Source organism: Pseudomonas sp. BNK-44-b (genome assembly GCF_047456245.1).
GTDB classification, from domain to species: Bacteria; Pseudomonadota; Gammaproteobacteria; order Pseudomonadales; family Pseudomonadaceae; genus Aquipseudomonas; species Aquipseudomonas machongensis.
The window spans coordinates 832,918-854,237 of sequence record NZ_CP179908.1; the positions used below are offsets into that span (position 1 = coordinate 832,918).

At 62.3% G+C, this 21,320-nt stretch carries 20 protein-coding genes; 5 read left to right on the forward strand and 15 right to left on the reverse strand.

Features of this window, described 5'->3' with window-relative positions; genetic code table 11:
• Positions 1-2: 2 nt before the first annotated feature.
• The 9 genes from ACMGGG_RS04025 to ACMGGG_RS04065 form a co-directional block, all read right to left on the reverse strand.
• Positions 3-1,907 (reverse strand): sensor histidine kinase, encoded by a 1,905-nt coding sequence (locus ACMGGG_RS04025; RefSeq protein WP_414160013.1) that lies wholly within the window; start codon positions 1,905-1,907, stop codon positions 3-5.
• A 60-nt stretch (positions 1,908-1,967) separates the two neighbouring features.
• Complete coding sequence (locus ACMGGG_RS04030) at positions 1,968-2,702, reverse strand: amino acid ABC transporter ATP-binding protein (protein WP_054891806.1); 735 nt, start codon at positions 2,700-2,702, stop codon at positions 1,968-1,970.
• Entirely contained in the window at positions 2,699-3,370 is a 672-nt protein-coding gene (locus ACMGGG_RS04035) for an amino acid ABC transporter permease (RefSeq protein ID WP_054891805.1), read from the reverse strand. Before ACMGGG_RS04035 ends, ACMGGG_RS04030 begins: the two co-directional genes overlap by 4 nt.
• On the reverse strand, positions 3,370-4,116 hold the full coding sequence (locus ACMGGG_RS04040) for an amino acid ABC transporter permease (RefSeq protein WP_054891804.1): 747 nt from the start codon (positions 4,114-4,116) through the stop codon (positions 3,370-3,372). Before ACMGGG_RS04040 ends, ACMGGG_RS04035 begins: the two co-directional genes overlap by 1 nt.
• Positions 4,117-4,264: 148 nt before the next feature.
• Entirely contained in the window at positions 4,265-5,182 is a 918-nt protein-coding gene (locus tag ACMGGG_RS04045) for a glutamate/aspartate ABC transporter substrate-binding protein (RefSeq protein WP_054891803.1), read from the reverse strand.
• A 501-nt stretch (positions 5,183-5,683) separates the two neighbouring features.
• Complete coding sequence (gene glpD, locus ACMGGG_RS04050; protein WP_372821342.1) at positions 5,684-7,222, reverse strand: glycerol-3-phosphate dehydrogenase; 1,539 nt, start codon at positions 7,220-7,222, stop codon at positions 5,684-5,686.
• Positions 7,223-7,423: 201 nt separating this feature from the next.
• The gene (glpR, locus tag ACMGGG_RS04055; RefSeq protein ID WP_065863095.1) at positions 7,424-8,179 is read right to left on the reverse strand and encodes a DNA-binding transcriptional repressor GlpR; all 756 of its coding nucleotides are present in this window, start codon (positions 8,177-8,179) and stop codon (positions 7,424-7,426) included.
• 171 nt (positions 8,180-8,350) lie between these two features.
• Complete coding sequence (gene glpK, locus ACMGGG_RS04060; protein ID WP_414154909.1) at positions 8,351-9,850, reverse strand: glycerol kinase GlpK; 1,500 nt, start codon at positions 9,848-9,850, stop codon at positions 8,351-8,353.
• Between the two features lie 63 nt (positions 9,851-9,913).
• On the reverse strand, positions 9,914-10,765 hold the full coding sequence (locus tag ACMGGG_RS04065; RefSeq protein WP_054891800.1) for an MIP/aquaporin family protein: 852 nt from the start codon (positions 10,763-10,765) through the stop codon (positions 9,914-9,916).
• A gap of 305 nt (positions 10,766-11,070) precedes the next feature.
• On the opposite strand from ACMGGG_RS04065, the gene ybaK reads away from it, so the two are divergent.
• Positions 11,071-11,541 (forward strand): Cys-tRNA(Pro) deacylase, encoded by a 471-nt coding sequence (gene ybaK, locus ACMGGG_RS04070; protein ID WP_414154910.1) that lies wholly within the window; start codon positions 11,071-11,073, stop codon positions 11,539-11,541.
• A 20-nt stretch (positions 11,542-11,561) separates the two neighbouring features.
• Here the strand turns inward: ybaK and ACMGGG_RS04075 are convergent, their stop codons facing one another.
• A complete protein-coding gene (locus ACMGGG_RS04075) occupies positions 11,562-12,671 on the reverse strand; it encodes an ABC transporter ATP-binding protein (RefSeq protein WP_414154911.1) in 1,110 nt (369 codons plus the stop codon).
• On the reverse strand, positions 12,668-13,588 hold the full coding sequence (gene argF, locus ACMGGG_RS04080) for an ornithine carbamoyltransferase (protein ID WP_054891797.1): 921 nt from the start codon (positions 13,586-13,588) through the stop codon (positions 12,668-12,670). Before argF ends, ACMGGG_RS04075 begins: the two co-directional genes overlap by 4 nt.
• Before the next feature lie 366 nt (positions 13,589-13,954).
• On the opposite strand from argF, the gene ACMGGG_RS04085 reads away from it, so the two are divergent.
• The gene (locus tag ACMGGG_RS04085) at positions 13,955-16,063 is read left to right on the forward strand and encodes a molybdopterin oxidoreductase family protein (RefSeq protein WP_414154912.1); all 2,109 of its coding nucleotides are present in this window, start codon (positions 13,955-13,957) and stop codon (positions 16,061-16,063) included.
• 116 nt (positions 16,064-16,179) lie between these two features.
• Positions 16,180-16,515, forward strand: coding sequence for a Grx4 family monothiol glutaredoxin (gene grxD, locus ACMGGG_RS04090; protein WP_039575941.1), 336 nt, complete (start codon positions 16,180-16,182; stop codon positions 16,513-16,515).
• Between the two features lie 71 nt (positions 16,516-16,586).
• Here the strand turns inward: grxD and bfr are convergent, their stop codons facing one another.
• Together bfr and ACMGGG_RS04100 are read right to left on the reverse strand one after the other, a co-directional pair.
• Positions 16,587-17,060 carry a bacterioferritin gene (gene bfr, locus ACMGGG_RS04095; protein WP_054891795.1) on the reverse strand — a complete coding sequence of 158 codons (474 nt, stop codon included), beginning with the start codon at positions 17,058-17,060 and terminating at the stop codon, positions 16,587-16,589.
• Positions 17,061-17,261: 201 nt separating this feature from the next.
• Positions 17,262-17,483 (reverse strand): bacterioferritin-associated ferredoxin, encoded by a 222-nt coding sequence (locus ACMGGG_RS04100; protein WP_063543432.1) that lies wholly within the window; start codon positions 17,481-17,483, stop codon positions 17,262-17,264.
• Positions 17,484-17,697: 214 nt separating this feature from the next.
• On the opposite strand from ACMGGG_RS04100, the gene ACMGGG_RS04105 reads away from it, so the two are divergent.
• Positions 17,698-18,300: a peroxiredoxin gene (locus ACMGGG_RS04105; protein WP_054891793.1), complete on the forward strand. Its 603-nt coding sequence runs from the start codon at positions 17,698-17,700 to the stop codon at positions 18,298-18,300.
• 85 nt (positions 18,301-18,385) lie between these two features.
• Here ACMGGG_RS04105 and rnt read toward each other — a convergent pair whose 3' ends face one another.
• Positions 18,386-19,060: a ribonuclease T gene (rnt, locus tag ACMGGG_RS04110; protein WP_054891792.1), complete on the reverse strand. Its 675-nt coding sequence runs from the start codon at positions 19,058-19,060 to the stop codon at positions 18,386-18,388.
• Positions 19,057-20,103 carry a dihydroorotase gene (pyrC, locus tag ACMGGG_RS04115; RefSeq protein ID WP_065863089.1) on the reverse strand — a complete coding sequence of 349 codons (1,047 nt, stop codon included), beginning with the start codon at positions 20,101-20,103 and terminating at the stop codon, positions 19,057-19,059. The genes rnt and pyrC overlap by 4 nt, the downstream gene beginning before the upstream one ends.
• A 130-nt stretch (positions 20,104-20,233) precedes the next feature.
• Between pyrC and ACMGGG_RS04120 the strand changes: the two genes are divergently transcribed.
• Positions 20,234-21,205, forward strand: a complete 972-nt coding sequence (locus ACMGGG_RS04120) for a flagellar protein MotY (protein ID WP_153774006.1) — start codon at positions 20,234-20,236, stop codon at positions 21,203-21,205.
• Positions 21,206-21,320 lie beyond the last annotated feature (115 nt).

Sequence of the window (21,320 nt, forward strand, 5' to 3'; positions counted from 1 at the left end):
GTTCATGGGGCATCGGCCGAGTCTGTGGGGGAGGTGACCAGGGGCAGGGTGAGGATGAAGGCTGTACCGCCGCCAGCGGGGTGCTCGACGCTCAAGGTGCCCTTGGCGGCTGTGGCGAGGCTGGCCGACAAGGTCAGGCCCAGGCCCAGGCCATGCTCGCCCGGTTTGGTGGTGAAGAACGGTTCGAACAGGTGCTTGCGGGCCTCGATGTCAATGCCGTGGCCGTTGTCGCGAACCCGCAGGCGGTATCTGTCGCCTGCCAGTTCGCCCTCCAGCCACAGCTGTGGTTGGGGTTGGGCGGTCATGGCGTCGAGGGCGTTGCCAAGCAGGTTGACCAGGATCTGTTCCAGGCGCGTCTGGTCGATCGCCAGCGGCTGGTCATCGAACTGGCGATGCAATTGCAGATTGCACGCGCCGATGCGGTTGCCGAGCACCTGCAGGGACGCCTCCACCGCCTTGCCCAGCGAGGCGCGGCCGCTGTCCTCGCCACGCCGGGCGAAGGAGCGCAGGCTGGCGGTGATGCGCCCCATGCGGTCGATCAGGTCGTTCATGGTGCGCAGGTTGGTGCTGGCGGTCTCGAACGCTCCGCGTTCGAGGAAGCGCACGGTATTGCCCGACAGGGTACGCAGTGCCGCCAGCGGCTGGTTCAGTTCATGGGCGATGCTGGTCGACATCTGCCCGATGGCTGCCAGCTTGCCGGCCTGGACCAACTCGTCCTGGGCATGGCGCAGGGTCTGCTCGGCGTGACGTCGTTCGCGGATCTGCCCCTTGAGTCGTTCGTTGCTGGCACGCAGGTCGGCGGTACGTTCGGTGATCCGCCGCTCCAGCAGGCTATTGGCTTCTTCCAGGGCTTCGCGGGCAGCCAGGCGCGTGGCGATCACCTTGCGCCGCTCGTTCCAGGCGATGCCGAGGATTGCCAGCAGGGCGAAGGCAACGCCGACCAGGATGCCCTGGACCATCGACTCGCGATGCAGATCCTGCAGCGGGGTGAGCAGGGTGAAGTGCCAGGGGGTGTCAGCCAGGCGCCGGGTCTGGGCCAGGTAGGCGACTTCACGCACTTTGCCCTGGGCGGTTTCGCTGTTGGCCGGGAAGGTCAGTTTTTCTACACCATCGCCCAGCGTCTCGCGGGCCAGCGGTTGCAGTTCGTTGAGTGGCCACCAGTAGTATTGCAGGCTGCGCGCCAGCTCTTCCTTGATCTGCGGGGTCAGCGGGCGCACCGACTTCAACCGCCGGGCGGGGTCGCTGGAAAGGATGATGATGCCGTTCTCGTCGCTGACGAATGCTTCGAGGCGGGCACGTTGCCAGCGCTCTTCCAGGGTGTCCAGGCGGACCTTGATCACCGCGACGCCGATAATCTTGCCGTGCTCTTCCAGGCCATGGGCCAGATAGTCGCCGGCTTCCCCGGTGGTGCTGCCGATGCCATAGAAACGCCCAGGCTGACCGCGCACCGCGTCCTGGAAATAGGCGCGGAAGGCCAGGTCTTCCCCCAGGAAGGAGTCGGCGTCGCGCCAGTTGCTGGTGGCCTGCACCCGGCCGCTGGTGTCCAGGACGTAGATCGCCCGGCTTCGGCTGCGGCGGTTCAGGCCTTCGAGGTATTCGTTGACGACCTGCCGCGAGCCGCCGTCAGGTTCGGCGAGCAGTTGCGAGACGCTGTCTTCGAGCTCCAGCAGACTCGGCAGGTAGGTGTACTTGCTGATTTCGCTTTCGACCGTGCGCGCGTGCAGCTCGAGCTGGCGCTCGCCGTTCTCGCTCAGGGCGCGGATGCCGTTGTTTTCGCTGATCATGTAGCCGACCAGGCCCAGACCGACCATCAGCAGGACGATCAGTGGTGGGAGGAACAGTTGGCGGATCAGGCGGGATTTCACGGCAGGCTTGGCAGGGCGAAGTAGCGAAGGATCGCATTTCATCACAGTGGCCTTGTCACGACCAGCGTCCGCTGCCCTGGCAGGCAGCGGACACCGGGATCATCAGTGCTGCAGGATCTTGCTGAGGAAGTGCTGGGTGCGTTCGTGGCGACCTTCGGGTTTGCCGAAGAAGTCTTCCTTCTGGCAGTCCTCGATGATGTTGCCCTTGTCCATGAAGATCACCCGGTTGGCGACCTTGCGGGCGAAGCCCATTTCGTGGGTCACGCACATCATGGTCATGCCCTCATGGGCGAGCTCTACCATCACGTCCAGTACTTCGTTGACCATTTCCGGGTCCAGTGCCGAGGTCGGTTCGTCGAACAGCATGACGATCGGGTCCATCGACAGGGCGCGGGCGATCGCCACGCGCTGCTGCTGGCCGCCGGAGAGCTGGCCGGGGTGCTTCTTGGCATGGGCGCCGAGGCCTACGCGGTCGAGCAAGGCCAGGCCTTTCTTGGTGGCTTCCGCCTCGCTGCGGCCGAGCACCTTGCGCTGGGCGATGGTCAGGTTTTCGGTGATCGACAGGTGCGGGAACAGCTCGAAGTGCTGGAATACCATGCCCACCCGCGAACGCAGTTTGGGCAGGTTGGTCTTCGGATCGGCGATCGAAGTGCCGTCGACCACGATGTCGCCCTTCTGGAATGGCTCCAGCGCGTTGACGCACTTGATCAGGGTGGACTTGCCCGAGCCGGATGGGCCGCAGACCACCACCACTTCACCTTTCTTGACCTCGGTGGTGCAATCGGTCAGCACCTGGAAGTCCCCGTACCACTTGTTGACGTTCTTGATGGAAATCATACGGCGATCCTTTTTTGCAGACGCTTGACCAACCAGGAAGCGGAGAAACTGATGAGGAAGTACACGACGCCGGCAAAGATCAGGAACTCGTGGGAGCGCCCGATGATGTCGCCGTTGGAGCGTGCCGAGTTGAGGAAGTCCACCAGGCCCACGGTGTAGACCAGCGAGGTGTCCTGGAACAGGATGATGCTCTGCTGCAGCAGCAGCGGGGTCATCTTGCGGAACGCCTGGGGCAGGATGATCAGGCGCATGCACTGGCCGTAGGTCATGCCCAGTGCCTGCGCGGCGCCCATCTGGCCCTTGGAGATCGACTGCACGCCGGCACGCACGATTTCGCAGAAGTAGGCCGCCTCGAACATCATGAAGGCCACGACGCAGGAGGTGAACGCGCCGATCGGGGTGTCTTCGCCGGTAATCCAGCGCAGCACGAAGGGCACGGCCAGGTAGAACCAGGTGATCACCAGCAGCAGCGGGATGGAGCGGAAGTAGTTGACGTAGGCGCCGGCGATATTGGCCAGCAGCTTGCTCGACGACAACCGCATCAGCGCCAGGACGGTCCCCAGCGCGATACCACCGACCACACCCATGACCATCAGTTGCAAGGTCATGACCATGCCGTCCCACAGGGCGGGCAGGGCAGGGATGATTTCGCTGAAATCCATGTCCATTACTTACCTCCCACGGAAATCAGGCCAGGTACGGCAACTTTCTTCTCGACCATGCGCATCAGCAGCATCAGGCCCATGTTCAGGGTGAAGTAGATCAGCGTGGCCAGGGTGAAGGCCTCGAACAGGTTGGCGGAGAACTCGGCGGTCTGCTTGGTCTGGGCCAGCAGCTCCATCAAGCCGATCAGCGACGCCACCGAGGAGTTCTTGAACACGTTCAGGAATTCGGAGGTGAGCGGCGGAATGATGATCCGGTAGGCCTGTGGCAGCAGCACGTTCATGTAGATCTGCGGCAGGCTGAAGCCCATCGCGCGCCCGGCAGACTCCTGTCCGCGGGGCAGGGCCTGGATACCGGTGCGCACTTGTTCGCAGACACGCGCGGCGGTGAACAGGCCAAGGCAGATGATCACGCTGATCAGTGCCGAGGTGGTTGGGTTGAGGTCCTGCTTGAACCACTCCTGCAGGCCCTCCGGAAGCAGGTCCGGTACCAGGAAGTACCAGATGAACAGCTGCACCAGCAGCGGTACGTTGCGGAACAGTTCCACGTAGGCGGTGGCGATGCCTGATACCAGACGGTTCGGCACGGTGCGCATCACGCCAAGCAGCGATCCCAGCAGCAAGGCGATGATCCAGGCGCAGATGGCGATGGCGATGGTCCAGCCCAGACCGGTGACGTACCAGTCCAGATAGATTTCGCTGCCCACGCCAGTGGACTTGAAGAACACGCCCCAGTCCCAGTTGTAATTCATCGGGATTTCCCCTCAGACGGTTGTTTCACGGGCACCTTTGAACTTCCAAGAGCGCTGGGCGCCCTCGGAAGTAAAGGTTAGACACTTATGCGTGGCCCGTCGGTTGGATTCGTGCTTGGTGGAGCACACGGGCCATTTCAGCAGGGGATCAGGACTTGGTTTCGTCCGCAGCCTTGTCGGTAGGCTCTGCGATCAGCTTCTTCAGCTCTTCGCTCATCGGGAACTGCAGGTTCAGGCCTTTCGGTGGGATTGGCTGCTGGAACCACTTGTCGTAGCTCTTCTGCACGGCGCCCGACTTGTAGTAGGCGACGATGGCGTCATCGACCGCTTTCTTGAACTGCGCATCGTCCTTGCGCACCATGCAGCCGTAGATTTCGTACGATTGCGGGGTGCCGGTGATGACCCAGTCGGTCGGCTTCTTGGCCTTGGCCATTTCGCCGGCCAGCAGGGCGTCATCCATCATGAAGGCTACGGCGCGGCCGCTTTCGAGCATGTTGAAGGCTTCACCGTGGTCCTTGGCGGAAATCACGTTCATCTTCATCTGCTTGTCGGCGTTCATCGCCTTGAGCAGGCGCTCGGAGGTGGTGCCGGCGGTGGTCACGACGTTCTTGCCGGCCAGGTCCGGGAAGTCTTTGTAGGAGGGCTGACCGTCCTTGACCTTGGTCAGCAGACGGGTGCCGACTTCGAAGATGCCGACCGAGAAGCCGACTTGCTGCTGGCGCTCGACGTTGTTGGTGGTGGAGCCGCACTCCAGGTCGACGGTGCCGTTCTGCACCAGCGGGATGCGGGTCTGGGAGGTGACGAGGTTGTACTTGACCTTGATGTCGGTGCCCAGTTGCTTCTTCAGGGCTTCGACCACAGCCAGCTGGACGTCGTGGGAGTAGCCCACGGGTGTAGTGCTGCCTGCCAGGTAGGAAAACGGAATGGAGGAGTCACGGTGGCCCAGGGTGATGGTGCCGGAATCCTTGATCTTCTTCAGGGTGCCGGTCAGCTCTTCGGCCATTACCGGCGAAGCGATGACGGCGGCGGCGATTGCAGCGCCCAGCAATTGACGAACGATACGCATCAAATTTTCCTCGACGTTTGTTTTTTTTATGGAGCCGTTGGCGGACTCTTCGTTCAACGAACACAACAAGAAGCGGTGTGCGTTCGGCTACCAAGTGTAGAGCATGACTCGTGCCAAGCTCCGACATTCATCATAACGCCGCGAATTTCCTGGGAATTAATCTTTTCTGACGAATTATTTCCAAGGGTGGGCGTGCGGGTTTCCGAATGACTGGTCTGGCGGCGTTCGGAAATCCGAATGGGTGGGCGCCGGGTGTCATGACCATAGTGGTCATGCTGAAAGTGCACGTCACCATTACAACGACAGGTTCAGCGAGGTAAAAGAGCGCTTTCATACGCGCTTGGCCGACCTGAAGGTTGAATTGAAGAGGGCGTGGGGTGATCGACGAGTGGACGCTCGACCTGCGCAGCAGGGCCCTGAAGGACGTAAACGGCGCTGCAGACTGGCCTGAAAGGCGTTTTGCAGGGGACGGGCTGGTGTTGCGCCAGCCCGTCCAATGGCTCAGGCCGCGCGGACCCGCGCCCGGTTCGAGGCGGCCTGCTGCAGGTAGTCGGCCAGGGCCTGTTGCTCGGCAGCATTGGTGAACAGGCCCAGTTTGGTGCGGCGCCAGAGAATATCGTCCACGCTGACGGCCCATTCTGCAGCGCACAGGTAATCCACCTCGCGGCTGAACAAACCACCACCGATCGACTGACCAAGGTCATCCGGCCCTTGTACACCCTCAAGCAGGCGCCAGACACGACTGCCGTAAGTCAGCACCCAGCGCTTGGCGATGTCCACCGGCAGCCAGCCGTGGCGCGCCAGAACGGCATCGACCAGGGCCTGCACGCTGGTCATGCCTTCGCCCCCTGGCAATGGCGCGCTGGCAGTCCAGCTGCCGCGCATCTGGGAGAAGAAAGGCTTGAGTTCGGTCATCGCTGATTCTGCCAGCTTGCGGTAGGTGGTCAGCTTGCCGCCGAACACCGAAAGCAGGGGCGCCTGCCCCTCGCTGGCGGACAACGCCAGGGTGTAGTCGCGGGTCACGGCAGAAGGGTTGTCCGACTCGTCGTTGCACAGCGGGCGTACGCCGGAGTAGGTGTGCTGGATGTCGGCGCGTGACAATTGATGATTGAAATGTTCGTTGACCACCTTGAGCAGGTAGTCGGTTTCCGCGTCGGTGATCGCCACCTTGGCCGGGTCGCCGCTGTATTCACGGTCGGTGGTGCCGATCAGGGTGAAGCGGTCCAGATAAGGGATGCAGAAGACGATGCGCTGGTCTTCGTTCTGCAAGATGTAGGCGTGTTCGCCTTCGTACAGCCGCGGCACGATGAGATGGCTGCCTTGGATCAGGCGAATGCCGTAGGGCGCATCGAGCTTGAGGTCGTCCTTGATGAAGCTTGCCACCCAAGGACCGGCGGCATTGACCAGGGCGCGGGCGCGAATGGTCTGCAGGCTGCCGTCGGCATGCTGCAGTTCGACCTGCCACAGGCCATCGACGCGCTCGGCGCGCAGGCAGCGGGTACGGGTGTGCAGGTGGGCGCCTTTTTCACGTGCGGCCATGGCGTTGAGTACCACCAGGCGAGCGTCATCGACTGCGCAATCGGCGTATTCGAAGCCGCGGGTGATCGTCGGCTTGAGCGGATAGCCCGCACCGAAACGCAGGCTGCGCGAGCCGCCCAGGCGCTTGCGCTTGCCCAGATGATCGTAGAGGAACAGGCCAGCGCGAATCATCCAGGCCGGACGCAGGTGGGGACGATGTGGCAACACGAAGCGCATGGGCTTGACGATGTGCGGCGCCTTGGCCAGCAGCACTTCGCGCTCGGCCAGGGCTTCACGTACCAGGCGGAATTCGTAGTGTTCCAGGTAGCGCAGGCCACCATGGATCAGTTTGCTGCTCGCCGAGGAGGTGTGCTGGGCAAGGTCGTCCTTCTCGCACAGGAAGACCTTCAGGCCACGCCCGGCAGCATCGGCGGCGATACCGACGCCATTGATGCCACCGCCGATCACGGCGAGGTCATAGCAGTCGGCGAGGGGCGGCTGGGGCTGGACGGGCTGGGACACGGGCAAGGCCTCCTGAGGGCGGTTCACAGCGAATGTGAACATCTATGTTCGTTTCCGAAAATAGTAGCGCAACAAAAAGGCCATCGCCAGTCGCTGATCATAGAAAATACTGATCAGATGGCAATAAAGTGAACATTATTGAACATTTTATGGCGCTGTCTCACCGGCGGCTCGCCACCGGTGATGATCAGCGCTGCGCGCTCAGACCACTTCCAGGCGGATCTTGTACTGGTTCAGCAGCTGCGTGAGCGTGGGGGTGGGATGCTGGTCGGTCACCAGACAGTCGATCAGGTTGATCGAGCCCAGGCGCACCATGGCGTTGCGCCCGAACTTGCTGGAGTCTGCGGCGAGGATGACCTGTCGGGCATTGGCGATGATGGCCTGGGATACCCGTACTTCCTGGTAGTCGAAGTCCAACAGGCTGCCGTCTTCATCGATGCCACTGATGCCGACCAGGGCGAAATCGACCTTGAACTGGCTGATGAAGTCGACGCTGGCCTGCCCCACGACACCGCCGTCACGGCGAACCGTACCGCCTGCCACCAGGACTTCGAAGTCATCCTTGGCACCGAGGATCGACGCCACGTGCAGGTTGTTGGTGATGACCTTCAAGTGGCTGTGGTTGAGCAGGGCCCGGGCGATGGATTCGGTGGTGGTACCGATGTTGATGAACAGCGAGGCGTGATCGGGGATCTGCCGTGCGACGGCCTCGGCGATGCGCTGTTTCTCGTCGCGCATCTGGTCGGCGCGCATGGCGTAGGCGGTGTTCTCGACGCTCGAGTCATAGGCGGCACCACCATGATAGCGGCGCAACAGGTTGACCTCGGCGAGCTGGTTGATGTCACGACGGATGGTCTGGGGCGTGACGACGAACAACTGCGCCATTTCCTCGATACTGACGTAGCCGCGTTCGCGCACCAGTTCGAGGATTTGTTGTTGGCGAGGGGGCAGATTCATGGGCGGTCCTTTGGGGCTGCCGGACAAATGCTGCAATGATGCCGTAGGAAGGGGATGACGACCAGTAGACTGTCGTCGCTAGCCTGAGACCGGTGCTTCTGTGGAAGCGGCCTTGCGCCGTGATCGGGCGCGCAAGGCCGTTGCTGAACGGGATTGGGTGGGCTGATGAGGTCAGCCTTCGTGATCTTCCCAATCGCGGGTGCGCTCGATGGCTTTCTTCCAGCCCGCGTACAGCTTTTCTTTCTGCGTGTCATCCAGTTGCGGGCTGAACTCGCGTTCGATGATCGCCTTGTCACGCAACTCGTCGAGGCTGCTCCAGAAACCACAGGCCAGGCCTGCCAGGTAGGCGGCGCCGAGGGCGGTGGTTTCGCGCATTTTCGGACGCTCTACGCAGGTGCCGAGAATGTCGGCCTGGAACTGCATGAGGAAGTTGTTGGCCACCGCACCGCCATCAACCCGCAGCTCCGAGAGTCGCTGGCCGCAGTCGTGCTGCATGGCGTCGAGCACATCGCGGGTCTGGTAGGCGATCGATTCCAGGGCGGCACGGATGATGTGGTCGACCTTGACGCCACGGGTCAGGCCGAACAGGGCGCCGCGGGCGTACGGGTCCCAGTAGGGTGCGCCGAGGCCGGTGAAGGCCGGTACCAGGTAGACGCCGTTGCTGTCCTTCACCTTGCTGGCGAAGTACTCGGTGTCGAGCGCGTCGTTGACGATCTTCAGCTCGTCGCGCAGCCACTGGACCGTGGAACCACCGTTGAACACTGCGCCTTCGAGGGCGTAGGCCACTTCGCCGCGAGGGCCGCAGGCGATGGTGGTGAGCAGGCCGTGAGACGAGGTGACGGCCTTGTCGCCGGTGTTCATCAGCAGGAAGCAGCCGGTGCCATAGGTATTCTTGGCCTGGCCCGGCTCCACGCACATCTGGCCGAACAGCGCCGACTGCTGGTCGCCGGCGATACCGGCGATGGCGATACCGCTCTTGGTGTGGCCGTAGACCTCCGAGGACGGGCGCACCTGGGGCAGCATCTGCCGCGGGATGCCGAGAATGTCCAGCAGCTTGTCATCCCATTGCAGGGTGTGAATGTTGAACATCAGCGTGCGTGAGGCGTTGGTGTAGTCAGTGACGTGCACCTTGCCGCCAGAGAATTTCCAGATCAGCCAGCTGTCGACGGTGCCGAACAACAGTTCGCCACGTTCGGCGCGCTCGCGGGCACCTTCGACTTTGTCGAGGATCCACTTGAGCTTGGTGCCAGAGAAGTACGGGTCGGTGACCAGGCCGGTGGTTTCGCGGATGTACTGTTCGTGGCCGTCACGCTTGAGCTGGGCGCAGATCTCGGTGCTGCGACGGCACTGCCAGACGATGGCGTTGTATACCGGGCGACCGGTTTCCTTGTCCCACACCACAGTGGTTTCACGCTGGTTGGTGATACCGATCGCCGCGACCTGGGCGTGGCTCAGACCTGCCTGCGCCAGGGCCTCGACCATGGTCGCGCTCTGCGTGGCGAAGATCTCCATCGGATCGTGTTCGACCCAGCCGGCCTGCGGATAGTGTTGGGCGAACTCGCGCTGGGAGGTGCCGACCACATTGGCGTCGCGGTCGAAGATGATCGCCCGCGAACTGGTGGTGCCCTGGTCCAGGGCGATGATGTAGTTCTTATCCTGGGTGTCTGTCATGGTCGTTGCCTTGCACGAAAAGGGAGTGAGTCAGCGCGCGGGCGAGATCCCGCAGCGCCAGCCTCAGGAAGTTTGAGTATCGCCCTGGGTAGCAGCATCTGTCTTTGGGTTTGCGGCGTCGGCCGTCGGCAGGTTGCGGGCGATCAGGACGCGATAGCCCGCGGCCCCCAGGCACGCGCCAAGGATCGGTGCGAACACCGGAACCAGGAAGTAGGGAATGTCCCGTCCACCAGTGAAGGCAATTTCGCCCCAACCCGCCAGGAATGTCATGAGTTTGGGCCCGAAATCCCGGGCCGGGTTCATCGCAAAGCCGGTGAGCGGCCCCATGGCGCTACCGATCACCGCAATCAGCAGGCCGATCAGCAGCGGTGCGGTGGCGCCACGCGGCAGGCCGTTATTGTCATCGGTGAGGGCCATGATCACGGCCATGAGGATTGCTGTGATCACCACTTCGACCAGAAATGCCTGGCCGATGGATAGCGATGGATGCGCATAGGTGGAGAACACCGACGCCAGCTCGAGGCTGGCCTGGCTGCCCCTGACCATGCCGTGCGCCTGTTCGAAATCGAAGAAAAGCGTGCTGTACAGGGTGTAGACCAGTGCCGCACCGCAGAAGGCGCCACAGATCTGGGCGAGCATATAGAAAGGCAGTTTGCGCCTGTCGAAACCGGCGAACAGGGTGAGTGCGATGCTGACTGCCGGGTTCAGGTGCGCACCGGAAACGCCGGCGCTGAGGTAGATCGCCATGCTGACGCCGACGCCCCAGATGATGCTGATTTCCCAGAGTCCGAAGCTGGCACCCGCGACCTTGAGCGCGGCCACGCAACCGGTACCGAAGAAGATGAGCAACGCAGTACCCAGGAACTCGGCCATGCACTGGCCGGAAAGTGTTGGTTGTCGTAGAGCTGTCGTCATGTAGGACCTTCGGTTCTTGTTGTTCTGAGGCGCAGGACGCCCGGCTGTCGACGCCGGTTGTCCATCCCCATGAACGACCGGCGAGTGTACGAATGTGCACTGTTTATGTGCGTATTTTCTTCAGAAACGAAAAAATATAGACAAGAAACGCTGATGTCAAAGGTCGAAAGTGAACCATCGGCCACATTCTGACCCGCGAACAGGATCCTGCCTGCACAGGTCCGGTGCACGCCCCGACGTGCGCTGGCTGGCCTCCGGGATTTCCCCTAAAGTAGCCGGCACGCCGTCATCGACTGGAGCTGTACATGACCCCCGCACTCGACCTGCTGAAGAAGGCGCGCGCCGAACATCGCGTGCTCAGCTACGAACACGATCCCAAATCCGCCTCCTATGGCCTGGAAGCCGCCGAGAAGCTCGGGCTCGATCCGCAGCGGGTATTCAAGACACTGCTGGCCAGCAGCGAAAAAGGTGAGTTGCTGGTGGCGGTGGTGCCGGTGATCGGCACGCTGGACCTCAAGGCGCTCGCCCAGGCTGCCGGGGTCAAGAAGTGCGAGATGGCCGACCCTGCCGCAGCCCAGCGGGCCACGGGATATCTGGTCGGTGGTATCAGCCCTCTGGGGCAGAAGAAACGCCTGCGTACCTTCATCGATGAGTCGGCGCAGCAGTTCGACAGCATTCATGTCAGCGCCGGACGGCGCGGGCTGGAAGTGGAGCTGGCAGCAGCAGTGCTGGCCGAGCAGACCCAGGGCAGGTTTGCCGGGATCGGCAGAGGCTGAGGGCGCGCAGCAGAGCGCCTTCAGGTCGCCGAACTGTAGCGGCGTACGCCGTTCTCCTGGGCCTGCAATTGCGCCGCGACACTGCCCGGTACGGCGAACAGCACCAGATGGTCAGCCGCGACGGCGATGCCTACGTCCTGGCCGACCTGGTGATCGACATGACTGGGGAAAATCGCCTCCAGTTGGCTACCGGTGGGCAGTTCCAGACGATAGAGCGTCGAGGCGCCCAGGAAACTCTTGCCATTGATGCGCGCGCGCAGCGTGCTGTCCGGTGCGTGCACGATGTCGTCCGGGCGCAGGAGGACGTCCACTGAACTGCCTACTGGCATCAAGTAGGCGCGATTGCCGCGCAGTTCCCCGAGCTCGGTGTTCACCGCTTCCGGGCTGCTCATCTGGCCGCGTATGAAGTAGCCCTGGCCGATGAAACTGGCCACGAACGGCGTCTGGGGCTCGTGATAGAGGTTGTAGGGCGTATCCCATTGTTCCAGGCGGCCTTCCTTGAACACGCCGACATGATCGCTGACGGCGAAGGCTTCTTCCTGGTCGTGGGTGACCAGGATTGCGCTGGTGCCACGGCTCTTGAGAATGTCGCGGACCTCGTGGCTCAGGCGTCGGCGCAGCTCCACGTCGAGGTTGGAGAACGGCTCGTCGAGCAGCAGCAACTGCGGCTCTGGCGCCAGCGCGCGGGCCAGGGCGACACGCTGCTGCTGGCCGCCGGAAAGTTCATGGGGGTAGCGTGCGCCCAGGCCGCCGAGCTTGACCAGCTCGAGCATTTCATTGACCACTTCGCCTTGGCGTGGATGTTTGCCGATGCCGAAAGCGATGTTCTGTGCCACGGTCAGGTGCGGGAACAGCGCGTAGTCCTGGAACACCATGCCGATCCGGCGTTTTTCCGGGGCGAGGGTGAAGCCTGCACGGGAGATGACGTCTCCGGCCAGCTGGATCTCGCCGTCATGCACCGGCTCGAAGCCGGCGATGGCGCGCAGGGTGGTGGTTTTGCCGCAACCCGATGAACCCAGCAGGCAACCGATGTCGCCTGCGTTCAGGTGCAGATTGAGGTTCTGGACGATGCGCTGCTCGCCATAGCCGCAGGCGAGGTTGCGCAGATTGAGCAGCAGGGGTTGACTCATGCGTGGTGGTAAGCCGGTTCTACAAGGAATTCAAGAAGAGCCTTCTGTGCATGCAGGCGGTTCTCGGCCTGGTCCCAGGCGACCGAACGTGGGTCGTCTAGCAGGTCCTGGCTGATCTCCTCACCGCGGTGAGCGGGCAGGCAGTGCATGAACAGGGCGTCGGGTGCCGCCAGGTCGAGCAGCTCGCGGGTGACCTGGTAAGGCGCGAAATGCGCCAGGCGCCGTGCAGTTTCCTCTTCCTGGCCCATGGAAGTCCAGACATCCGTGGTCACCAGGTGCGCGCCGCGTACCGCTTCCTTCGGATCACGGATGATCCGTACGTGCTCGCCACCGAGTTCGAGGAAGCGTGGATCGGGCTCGTAGCCCTCCGGGCAAGCGATGTGCAGCTGGAAATCGAACTGGCGGGCAGCCTCGATGTAGGAGTTGCACATATTGAAGCCATCACCGATCCAGGCCACGGTCTTACCCTGGATCGAGCCGCGGTGTTCGACGAAGGTCTGCATGTCCGCCAGCAGTTGGCAGGGGTGCGATTCGTCGGACAGACCGTTGATCAACGGCACCTTCGAGTGCGCAGCGAATTCGGTCAGCGTGCTGTGGGCATGGGTGCGGATCATTACCGCGTCGACCATGCTCGAGAGCACGATGGCGCTGTCGCTGATCGGCTCGCCGCGACCCAGCTGGGTGTCGCGCGGGGACAGGAAGATCGCCTGGCCGCCGAGCTGGATCATGCCCGCTTCGAACGATACGCGGGTGCGGGTCGAGGACTTCTCGAAGATCATCCCCAGCACGCGGTTCTTCAGGGGTTCGAAGAGCACGCCTCGCTTGCGCAGGTCCTTCAGCTCGATGCCTCGACGGATCACGCCGAGCAATTCGTCAGCGGTGAAATCCAGCAGGGAGAGAAAGTGCCTGGTGCTCATGATTGACTACCTTATCTGCAACGGTTTGCAGGTCGACCGTATGGTTTTTTTTGACAACGGGAGTGACCTGCGGCGTAAGCCGCACGGGGCGGACGGAATAGGGAAAGGCGCAATACTATAATTAAATGTCGCCTGAAACCAAGAGGGGAAACAGCGGGGCTGTTTCAAAGGGTGTCGTAAACCCTTGTGGAAGGTCTGTTTTTTATTTTCTACAGGGGTTTGTACACGGCTTGGCGGGGCTTTGGCAAACGCCGTGTCGCGAATCGTGTGCCTGATGACGCCCGATTCACGTGACTAAGCGGCGTGGCATCGGTGGGCGGCCGGGGGCATAGTCAGCGCTTCCAGAACAACAAGGCAGAGGCGGCCATGACCAAGACCCTGCATCACCGTGCTTGTCACCTGTGCGAGGCAATCTGCGGCCTCAGCATCGAAGTCAGCCATGCGCCCGACGGGCGGGCGTCGATCAGCGCGATCAAGGGCGATCCGCAGGACCCGTTCAGCCGTGGGCACATCTGTCCGAAGGCGGTGGCGCTGCAGGACATCCAGGAAGACCCTGACCGCTTGCGCCAGCCTCATCGGCGCGTGGGGGAGCGCTGGGAGCCGATCACCTGGGAAGAGGCCTTCGCGCTGGCTGCGGAACGCTTGTGGAGCATCCAGCAGGCGCACGGGCGCAATGCCGTGGCGGTCTACCAGGGCAATCCCAGCGTGCACAATTACGGCCTGATGACTCACAGCAACTACTTTTTGGGGCTGCTCAAGACGCGCAACCGGTTTTCCGCCACCTCCGTCGACCAGTTGCCCCAGCACCTGACCAGCCACCTGATGTATGGTCATGGCCTGCTGCTGCCGATCCCGGATATCGACCACACCGATTTCATGCTCATCCTTGGCGGCAATCCATTGGCGTCCAACGGCAGCATCATGACCGTGCCGGACGTGGAAAAGCGCTTGAAGGCGCTGCGCGCGCGCGGCGGGCGACTCGTGGTGATCGACCCCCGACGCAGTGAAACGGCGGCGATGGCCGACCAGCACCTGTTCATCCGTCCTGGCGGTGATGCCGCGCTGCTGTGTGGTCTGCTCAATACCTTGTTCAGCGAAAACCTGGCGCGTGGCTCGCACCTGCCGGTCAATGGGCTTGAGCAGGTGCGCGAGGCGATCGCGCCCTTCACGGCGCAGGCCATGAGTCCGCTTTGCGGCATCGAAGCTGGGCAGATTCGCCAGTTGGCGCGAGATTTCGCCGCGGCCGGCAGTGCCGTGTGCTACGGGCGCATGGGCGTCTCCACCCAGACCTTTGGCACGCTTTGCCATTGGTTGGTGCAACTGGTCAACCTGGTTACCGGCAACCTCGACCGCCAAGGTGGTGCACTGTGCACCGAGCCTGCGGTTGACCTGGTCGCCAGCACCTCGGGCGGTCATTTCAACCAGTGGCAGAGTCGGGTTTCGGGCCTCCCGGAGTACGGCGGGGAGCTGCCGGTTGCAGCGTTGGCCGAGGAAGTGCTGACACCCGGCGAAGGGCAGGTGAGGGCGCTGGTGACCGTCGCCGGCAACCCGGTGCTGTCCACTCCCAATGGTCGCCAGCTCGATGGGGCTCTTGCGGGTCTTGAGTTCATGCTCAGCATCGACCTGTACATCAATGAAACCACTCGCCACGCCGACCTGATCCTGCCCTCCACGTCGGCACTGGAAAACGATCACTACGACAGCACCTTCAACCTGCTGGCAGTGCGTAACGTCACCCGCTTCAATCGGGCTATCCTGGCCAAGCCTGAGGGGGCGCTGCATGATTGGGAGATCTTTGTCGGGCTGGCCCGGGCGTTCGCCGAGCGTGCGGCGCTCGAGCTCAAGCCGACCCTGCCTCCAGCGCAGATGATCGATCTGGCGCTGCGCAAGGGGCCGCGTGGCGAGGCGTCGTCCTGGGGGCTGTCACTGCAGGTGTTGGACCAGCATCCCCATGGCCTTGATCTGGGGCCGTTGCAGCCGAACCTCGCAACCCGCTTGCGCACTCCGGCCCAGGCGGTGGAGGCCGCACCGCAGGTGCTGCTCGACGATCTGCAGCGCCTGGCCCGGCAGGTGCCGATGGAGTCCGACCAGTTGCTGCTGATCGGGCGCCGGCATGTGCGCAGCAACAATTCCTGGATGCACAACTACCATCGCCTGGTCAAAGGCAAGCCCCGCCACCAGTTGCTGATGCATCCGCAGGACTTGCAGCAGCGCCAGCTGGAGGACGGGCAGTGGGTGAGGGTTCGCTCGCGTACCGGTAGTCTGGAGGTGCAGGTGCTTGCCAGTGAGGAGGTAATGCCGGGAGTGGTCAGCCTTCCACATGGCTACGGGCACGGTCGCCAGGGGGTACGTTTGCAGATCGCCCACGCCCAACCGGGAGTGAGCGCCAATGACCTGACCGATGAATTGCTGCGTGATGCGTTGTCGGGCAATGCCGCGCTCAATGGTGTGCCGGTGCAGGTGGAGGCGGCTTGATTGCGAAATGGACCTGCTCAACGCCCCAGGTCCATTACCAAGCACGACACTCGGCTTTCCGATACAATGCCTCACCGTGCCGACGACCGTGTCGGAAAGTTCAGCCGAGGTGCTCCATGGATATCATCGAAACAATCAAAGAGCAGATTGCCAACAACACCATTCTGCTTTACATGAAAGGCTCGCCGAATGCCCCGCAGTGCGGCTTCTCGGCCCGTGCTTCGCAGGCTGTGATGGGTTGTGGCGAGAAATTCGCCTACGTCGACATCCTGCAGAACCCGGAAATTCGTGCCAACCTGCCCAAGTATGCCAACTGGCCAACCTTCCCTCAGCTGTGGGTGGGTGGTGAGCTGGTGGGTGGCAGCGACATCGTGCTGGAGATGTTCGAGAAGGGTGAGCTGCAGACCCTGATCAAGGACGCAGCCGCCAAGGCCAAGGCATCCGAGGCCTGATCCAGGTTTTTCGCCGGCATGAAAAAGCCCCGCCTAGGCGGGGCTTTTTCATGGGTGCTATCCAGGGAGGCTTATTCTTCGCCCATCTGCGACTGCAGGTAGTTCTCGATGCCGATCTTGTCGATCAGGCCCAACTGGGTTTCCAGCCAGTCGATGTGCTCTTCCTCGGACTCCAGGATGTCTTCGAGCAACTCGCGCGAGCCGAAGTCGCCGACCGTTTCGCAGTGCGCGATGGCGGCTTTCAGGTCAACCAGGCCTTTCTGCTCGATCTTCAGGTCGCACTCGAGCATTTCCTTGGTGTGCTCGCCGATCAGCAGCTTGCCCAGGTCCTGGACGTTGGGGATGCCTTCGAGGAAGAGAATACGCTTGATCAGCTTGTCAGCGTGCTTCATCTCGTCGATGGATTCCTTGTACTCGTGCTTGCCGAGCTTGTTCAGGCCCCAATCTTCGTACATGCGTGCGTGCAGGAAGTACTGGTTGATCGCGACCAGCTCGTTCCCGAGGATCTTGTTGAGATGCTGGATGACGCTTACGTCGCCTTTCATGATCGGGTTCCTGCCCTGTAGAAGTGTGCCAATGCAGGAAGTTTGAGCCCGACAACTTCGCGTGTCAAACCTAAGTTCTTGAATAATAAGTGAAAATTAATAGGAATAAGAATGTTTGTGAACCGCGTTCGAAGGCTAACTTATTGAATTGCAGGCATAAAAAAACCGGACGCGAGGTCCGGTTCTTCGAAATCGGGTGTTTCAGGCGGCGTTGAATTCTACCGGGTAAGGCAGGGCGGCCTGTTGGCTGAGCTGGAGATCGGTCAATGTTTCGCGGACCACCTGCTTGGCGAGACACGCACACTTGCCGCACTGGCTGGCGACGTTGGTGGCGGCACGGACTTCCTTGTAGCTGCAGCATCCTTCGTAGATCGCATCACGGATCTGTCCATCGGTCACGCCGACGCAGAGACATACATACATAAGGTCAGGCCATCGCTGGTTGAGTCGATGGAGTGGAGCTTAATGGTAATGAGAATGCTTGTCAAAGCACTTGAAGAAAGCTTCATCTTCCCGCGACCGATGGTTCGATTCGGTCTGTCACGATAAGCCGTGTATGATGGTCGGCCTTTGTTGGATGCCGGGCGTGCCAGCCTCGCCCGGGCAACGGTTTTTCACCATCATCAGGAGATAACGAATGAGCGTGCTCGTTGGTAAACAAGCCCCGGACTTCACCGTTCCAGCCGTGCTGGGCAACGGCGAGATCGTCGACAGCTTCAACCTGGCTTCGGCCATCAAGGGCAAGTACGGCCTGGTGTTCTTCTACCCGCTGGACTTCACCTTCGTCTGCCCGTCCGAGCTGATCGCCCTGGACAACCGTATTCCTGACTTCGAAGCCCGTGGCGTGGAAGTGATCGGGGTTTCGATCGACTCGCACTTCACCCACAACGCCTGGCGTAACACCCCGGTCAACAACGGCGGTATCGGTCAGGTCAAGTACACCCTGGCTGCCGACATCACCCACGAAATCTGCAAGGCCTACGACGTCGAGTCCGAAGGCGGCGTAGCTTTCCGTGGCGCCTTCCTGATCGACAAGAACGGTGTTGTCCGTTCGCAGATCGTCAACGACCTGCCACTGGGCCGCAACATGGATGAACTGCTGCGTCTGGTCGACGCCCTGCAATTCCACGAAGAGCACGGCGAAGTCTGCCCGGCCAACTGGAAGAAAGGCGACAAGGGCATGAACGCTTCGCCAGAAGGTGTTGCGGCGTACCTGAGCGAGAACGCTGGCAAGCTGTAATCGCCACGCGTAAAAAAACCGGCCCATGTGGCCGGTTTTTTTGTGTCTGGTGTCCAAGGAGCGCTGAGCGCTCCCGGATTTCGACTCAGTCGTTGAAGTCGCGCCAGCCGCCCATCTCTTTCCAGCGGTTGACGATCCCGCAGAACAGCTCGGCGGTCTTCTCGGTGTCGTAACGTGCCGAATGCGCCTCGCGTCCATCGAAGTCGATGTCGGCACTCTGGCAGGCCCGAGCCAGTACGGTCTGACCATAGGCTAGGCCGGCCAGCGTCGCGGTGTCGAAGCTGGAGAACGGGTGGAAGGGGTTGCGCTTGAGATCGTTGCGCGCCACCGCTGCGTTGAGGAAGCCCAGGTCGAAGCTGCTATTGTGGCCAACCAGGATCGCCCGCTTGCAACCATTGGCCTTCAACGCTTTGCGCACGCCGCGGAAGATATCGGTGAGCGCGCTTTCTTCGCTCACGGCCATGCGTAGAGGGTGGTCCAGCTTGATGCCGGTGAACTCCAGCGCCGCCGCTTCGATATTCGCGCCTTCGAAAGGCTCGACACGGTAGAAGTAGGTGTGTTCCGGGAACAGGAAGCCCTTCTCGTCCATACCGATGGTGACGGCGGCGATTTCCAGCAGCGCGTCGGTGGCACTGTTGAAACCGCCGGTCTCGACGTCCACTACCACGGGCAGGTAGCCGCGGAAACGCTCGGCCATCGGGTGGCGCGAGCTGCTGCTTACCTGACCGTCCTGGTCGTCATCGTAAAGGTCTTCGCTCACGCGTTGTCCTCCAGCAGGCGCCAGCGCAGCGTTTCGCCAGCGCGCAGCGGAACCACGGTGGTGTCGCCGAACGGCAGGCTCGCCGGGGCGGTCCAGTCCTCGCGCACCAGGGTGATGGTGTCGGTGTTTGCCGGCAGGCCATAGAACGCCGGGCCGTGCAGGCTGGCGAAACCTTCCAGTTTGTCCAGGGCATTACGCTGCTCGAAGGCTTCGGCGTACAGCTCGATGGCCGCGTAGGCGGTGTAGCAGCCGGCGCAGCCGCAGGCAGCTTCCTTGGCGTGCTTGGCGTGTGGCGCCGAATCGGTGCCGAGGAAGAATTTCGGGTTGCCGCTGGTGGCCGCGTCAAGCAATGCCACCTGGTGGGTGTTGCGCTTGAGGATCGGCAGGCAATAGAAGTGTGGGCGGATACCGCCGACCAGCATGTGGTTGCGGTTGTACAGCAAATGCTGGGCAGTGATGGTGGCGCCGACGTTGGCGGGCGCCTCGGTGACGAACTGCGCGGCATCGCTGGTGGTGATGTGCTCGAACACTACCTTGAGCGTCGGGAAACGTTCGACCAGGCGACGCATGTGCTCGTCGATGAAGCGCTTTTCGCGATCGAACACGTCGATCTCCGAGCGCGTCACTTCACCGTGGACCAGCAGCGGCAGGCCGACCTCGGCCAGTGCTTCGATCGCCGGAAAAATATTGTCGATGCTGGTCACGCCCGAGTCGGAGTTGGTCGTGGCACCGGCCGGGTAGAGCTTGGCGGCGTAGACGATGCCGCTGGCCTTGGCTGCACGGATGTCCTCGGGGCTGGTACGGTCGGTCAGGTACAGCACCATCAGCGGCTCGAAGCGGCTGCCCGTCGGACGGGCGGCGAGGATGCGCTGGCGGTAGGCGTCGGCTTCGGTGGCGTTGCGTACCGGCGGAACCAGGTTGGGCATGATGATGGCGCGGGCAAAGGTGCGCGCCACGTCGCCGACGGTATGTTGCAGCACAGCACCATCGCGCAGATGGATGTGCCAGTCGTCGGGACGCAGGAGGGTCAGGCGATCGGACATTGGGGTTTCCAGGCGGTTCGAACTCAGGCGTCAATGCTACCGGAAAACCCAGTGGGCAGCACGGCTATCAAGTTTTCCGACGAGCGTCCGATAGCCTGCAGGTAAGCCGTCAGAATCTGTGGAGCCGCCCGTGCGCCAGCGTTACCTACTCCTGTTCAGCCTGTGTGCCAGCCTGCCGGCCGGAGCACTTACCTTCCAGACCCGCATGGAGAACATTGCCTGGAAGGTCGAGGGCGACCAGTTCGAGTGCCGGCTGATCCAGCCGATCGACGGTTTCGGCAGCGGTGAGTTCGTGCGTCGTGCAGGTGAGCAGCCGGTCTTCCAACTGCGGTCGGACAGCAATGCGCTGGGCGCAGGGTCGGCAACGCTGCTGGCCGCCGCTGCCCCTTGGCAGCCAGGGCGTGGCGACATCAACTTGGGGGCGGTGCGCATGGGCCGCAATGGCGTGCTGTTCAGCACTTCGCAGGGCCAGGCCAGCCGCTTGATCAATGGTCTGCTGGACGGTCGCAGCACCGTGGTGCGCAACTACGCCGGCGAGGGCGGGCGGCCGATGGAGGTGCATGTACTGCCGGTGAGTTTCGCCAAGGCCTACAGCGACTATCAATTGTGTGCCGCCAAACTCCTGCCGATGAACTATGACCAGATTCGCCAGACCCAGGTGCCGTTCCCCGGTACCGGCTTCGACCTGGACAGTGCGGCGCGCGCGCGCCTGGACGTGATACTCGATTATCTGAAGGCCGACCCGTCGGTCAATCACATCGAGCTTGATGGGCACTCCGACAACAGCGGTAACCGCCTGACCAATCGCGACGCTTCGCGCCGTCGCGCGCTGGCGGTGGCTGAATACCTCAAGGCCCACGGTGTGCCGGAAGAGCAGATCACCGTACGTTTCCATGGCGAGCGCTACCCGCTGGCCAAAAACAATACAGCCGCCAACCGCGCCCGCAACCGCCGGGTCAACATCCAGCTCGACCGTGTCACGCCGATCGAGAAACCTACAGAAAAGCCTCGTGATGCAACACCTGCCGCCCCGGCGCAGCCGGCGGCCGCTACGCCGGCCAGCGTGCCTGCGGCATTGCCGGCGGGTGCGAAGAAAGTCTGACTGCGACCACGGGTCGCGCTCACGACATTTCCTGTCGCTTTGTCATCACAAGCTGTCGCGCCACTGTAAATTCCCCCGCGAGATCGGTAGAATCGACGGCTTTCCGTACAACCCC

What these genes read in the sequence shown, in the direction of transcription:
- ACMGGG_RS04025 (WP_414160013.1), bottom strand. Translation starts at nt 1,907, where the DNA reads ATGAAATGCGATCCTTCGCTACTTCGCCCTGCCAAGCCTGCCGTGAAA.
- ACMGGG_RS04030 (WP_054891806.1), bottom strand. Translation starts at nt 2,702, where the DNA reads ATGATTTCCATCAAGAACGTCAACAAGTGGTACGGGGACTTCCAGGTG.
- ACMGGG_RS04035 (WP_054891805.1), bottom strand. Translation starts at nt 3,370, where the DNA reads ATGGACATGGATTTCAGCGAAATCATCCCTGCCCTGCCCGCCCTGTGG.
- ACMGGG_RS04040 (WP_054891804.1), bottom strand. Translation starts at nt 4,116, where the DNA reads ATGAATTACAACTGGGACTGGGGCGTGTTCTTCAAGTCCACTGGCGTG.
- ACMGGG_RS04045 (WP_054891803.1), bottom strand. Translation starts at nt 5,182, where the DNA reads ATGCGTATCGTTCGTCAATTGCTGGGCGCTGCAATCGCCGCCGCCGTC.
- glpR (WP_065863095.1), bottom strand. Translation starts at nt 8,179, where the DNA reads ATGAATCTGCCCCCTCGCCAACAACAAATCCTCGAACTGGTGCGCGAA.
- glpK (WP_414154909.1), bottom strand. Translation starts at nt 9,850, where the DNA reads ATGACAGACACCCAGGATAAGAACTACATCATCGCCCTGGACCAGGGC.
- ACMGGG_RS04065 (WP_054891800.1), bottom strand. Translation starts at nt 10,765, where the DNA reads ATGACGACAGCTCTACGACAACCAACACTTTCCGGCCAGTGCATGGCC.
- ybaK (WP_414154910.1), top strand. Translation starts at nt 11,071, where the DNA reads ATGACCCCCGCACTCGACCTGCTGAAGAAGGCGCGCGCCGAACATCGC.
- ACMGGG_RS04075 (WP_414154911.1), bottom strand. Translation starts at nt 12,671, where the DNA reads ATGAGTCAACCCCTGCTGCTCAATCTGCGCAACCTCGCCTGCGGCTAT.
- argF (WP_054891797.1), bottom strand. Translation starts at nt 13,588, where the DNA reads ATGAGCACCAGGCACTTTCTCTCCCTGCTGGATTTCACCGCTGACGAA.
- ACMGGG_RS04085 (WP_414154912.1), top strand. Translation starts at nt 13,955, where the DNA reads ATGACCAAGACCCTGCATCACCGTGCTTGTCACCTGTGCGAGGCAATC.
- grxD (WP_039575941.1), top strand. Translation starts at nt 16,180, where the DNA reads ATGGATATCATCGAAACAATCAAAGAGCAGATTGCCAACAACACCATT.
- bfr (WP_054891795.1), bottom strand. Translation starts at nt 17,060, where the DNA reads ATGAAAGGCGACGTAAGCGTCATCCAGCATCTCAACAAGATCCTCGGG.
- ACMGGG_RS04100 (WP_063543432.1), bottom strand. Translation starts at nt 17,483, where the DNA reads ATGTATGTATGTCTCTGCGTCGGCGTGACCGATGGACAGATCCGTGAT.
- ACMGGG_RS04105 (WP_054891793.1), top strand. Translation starts at nt 17,698, where the DNA reads ATGAGCGTGCTCGTTGGTAAACAAGCCCCGGACTTCACCGTTCCAGCC.
- pyrC (WP_065863089.1), bottom strand. Translation starts at nt 20,103, where the DNA reads ATGTCCGATCGCCTGACCCTCCTGCGTCCCGACGACTGGCACATCCAT.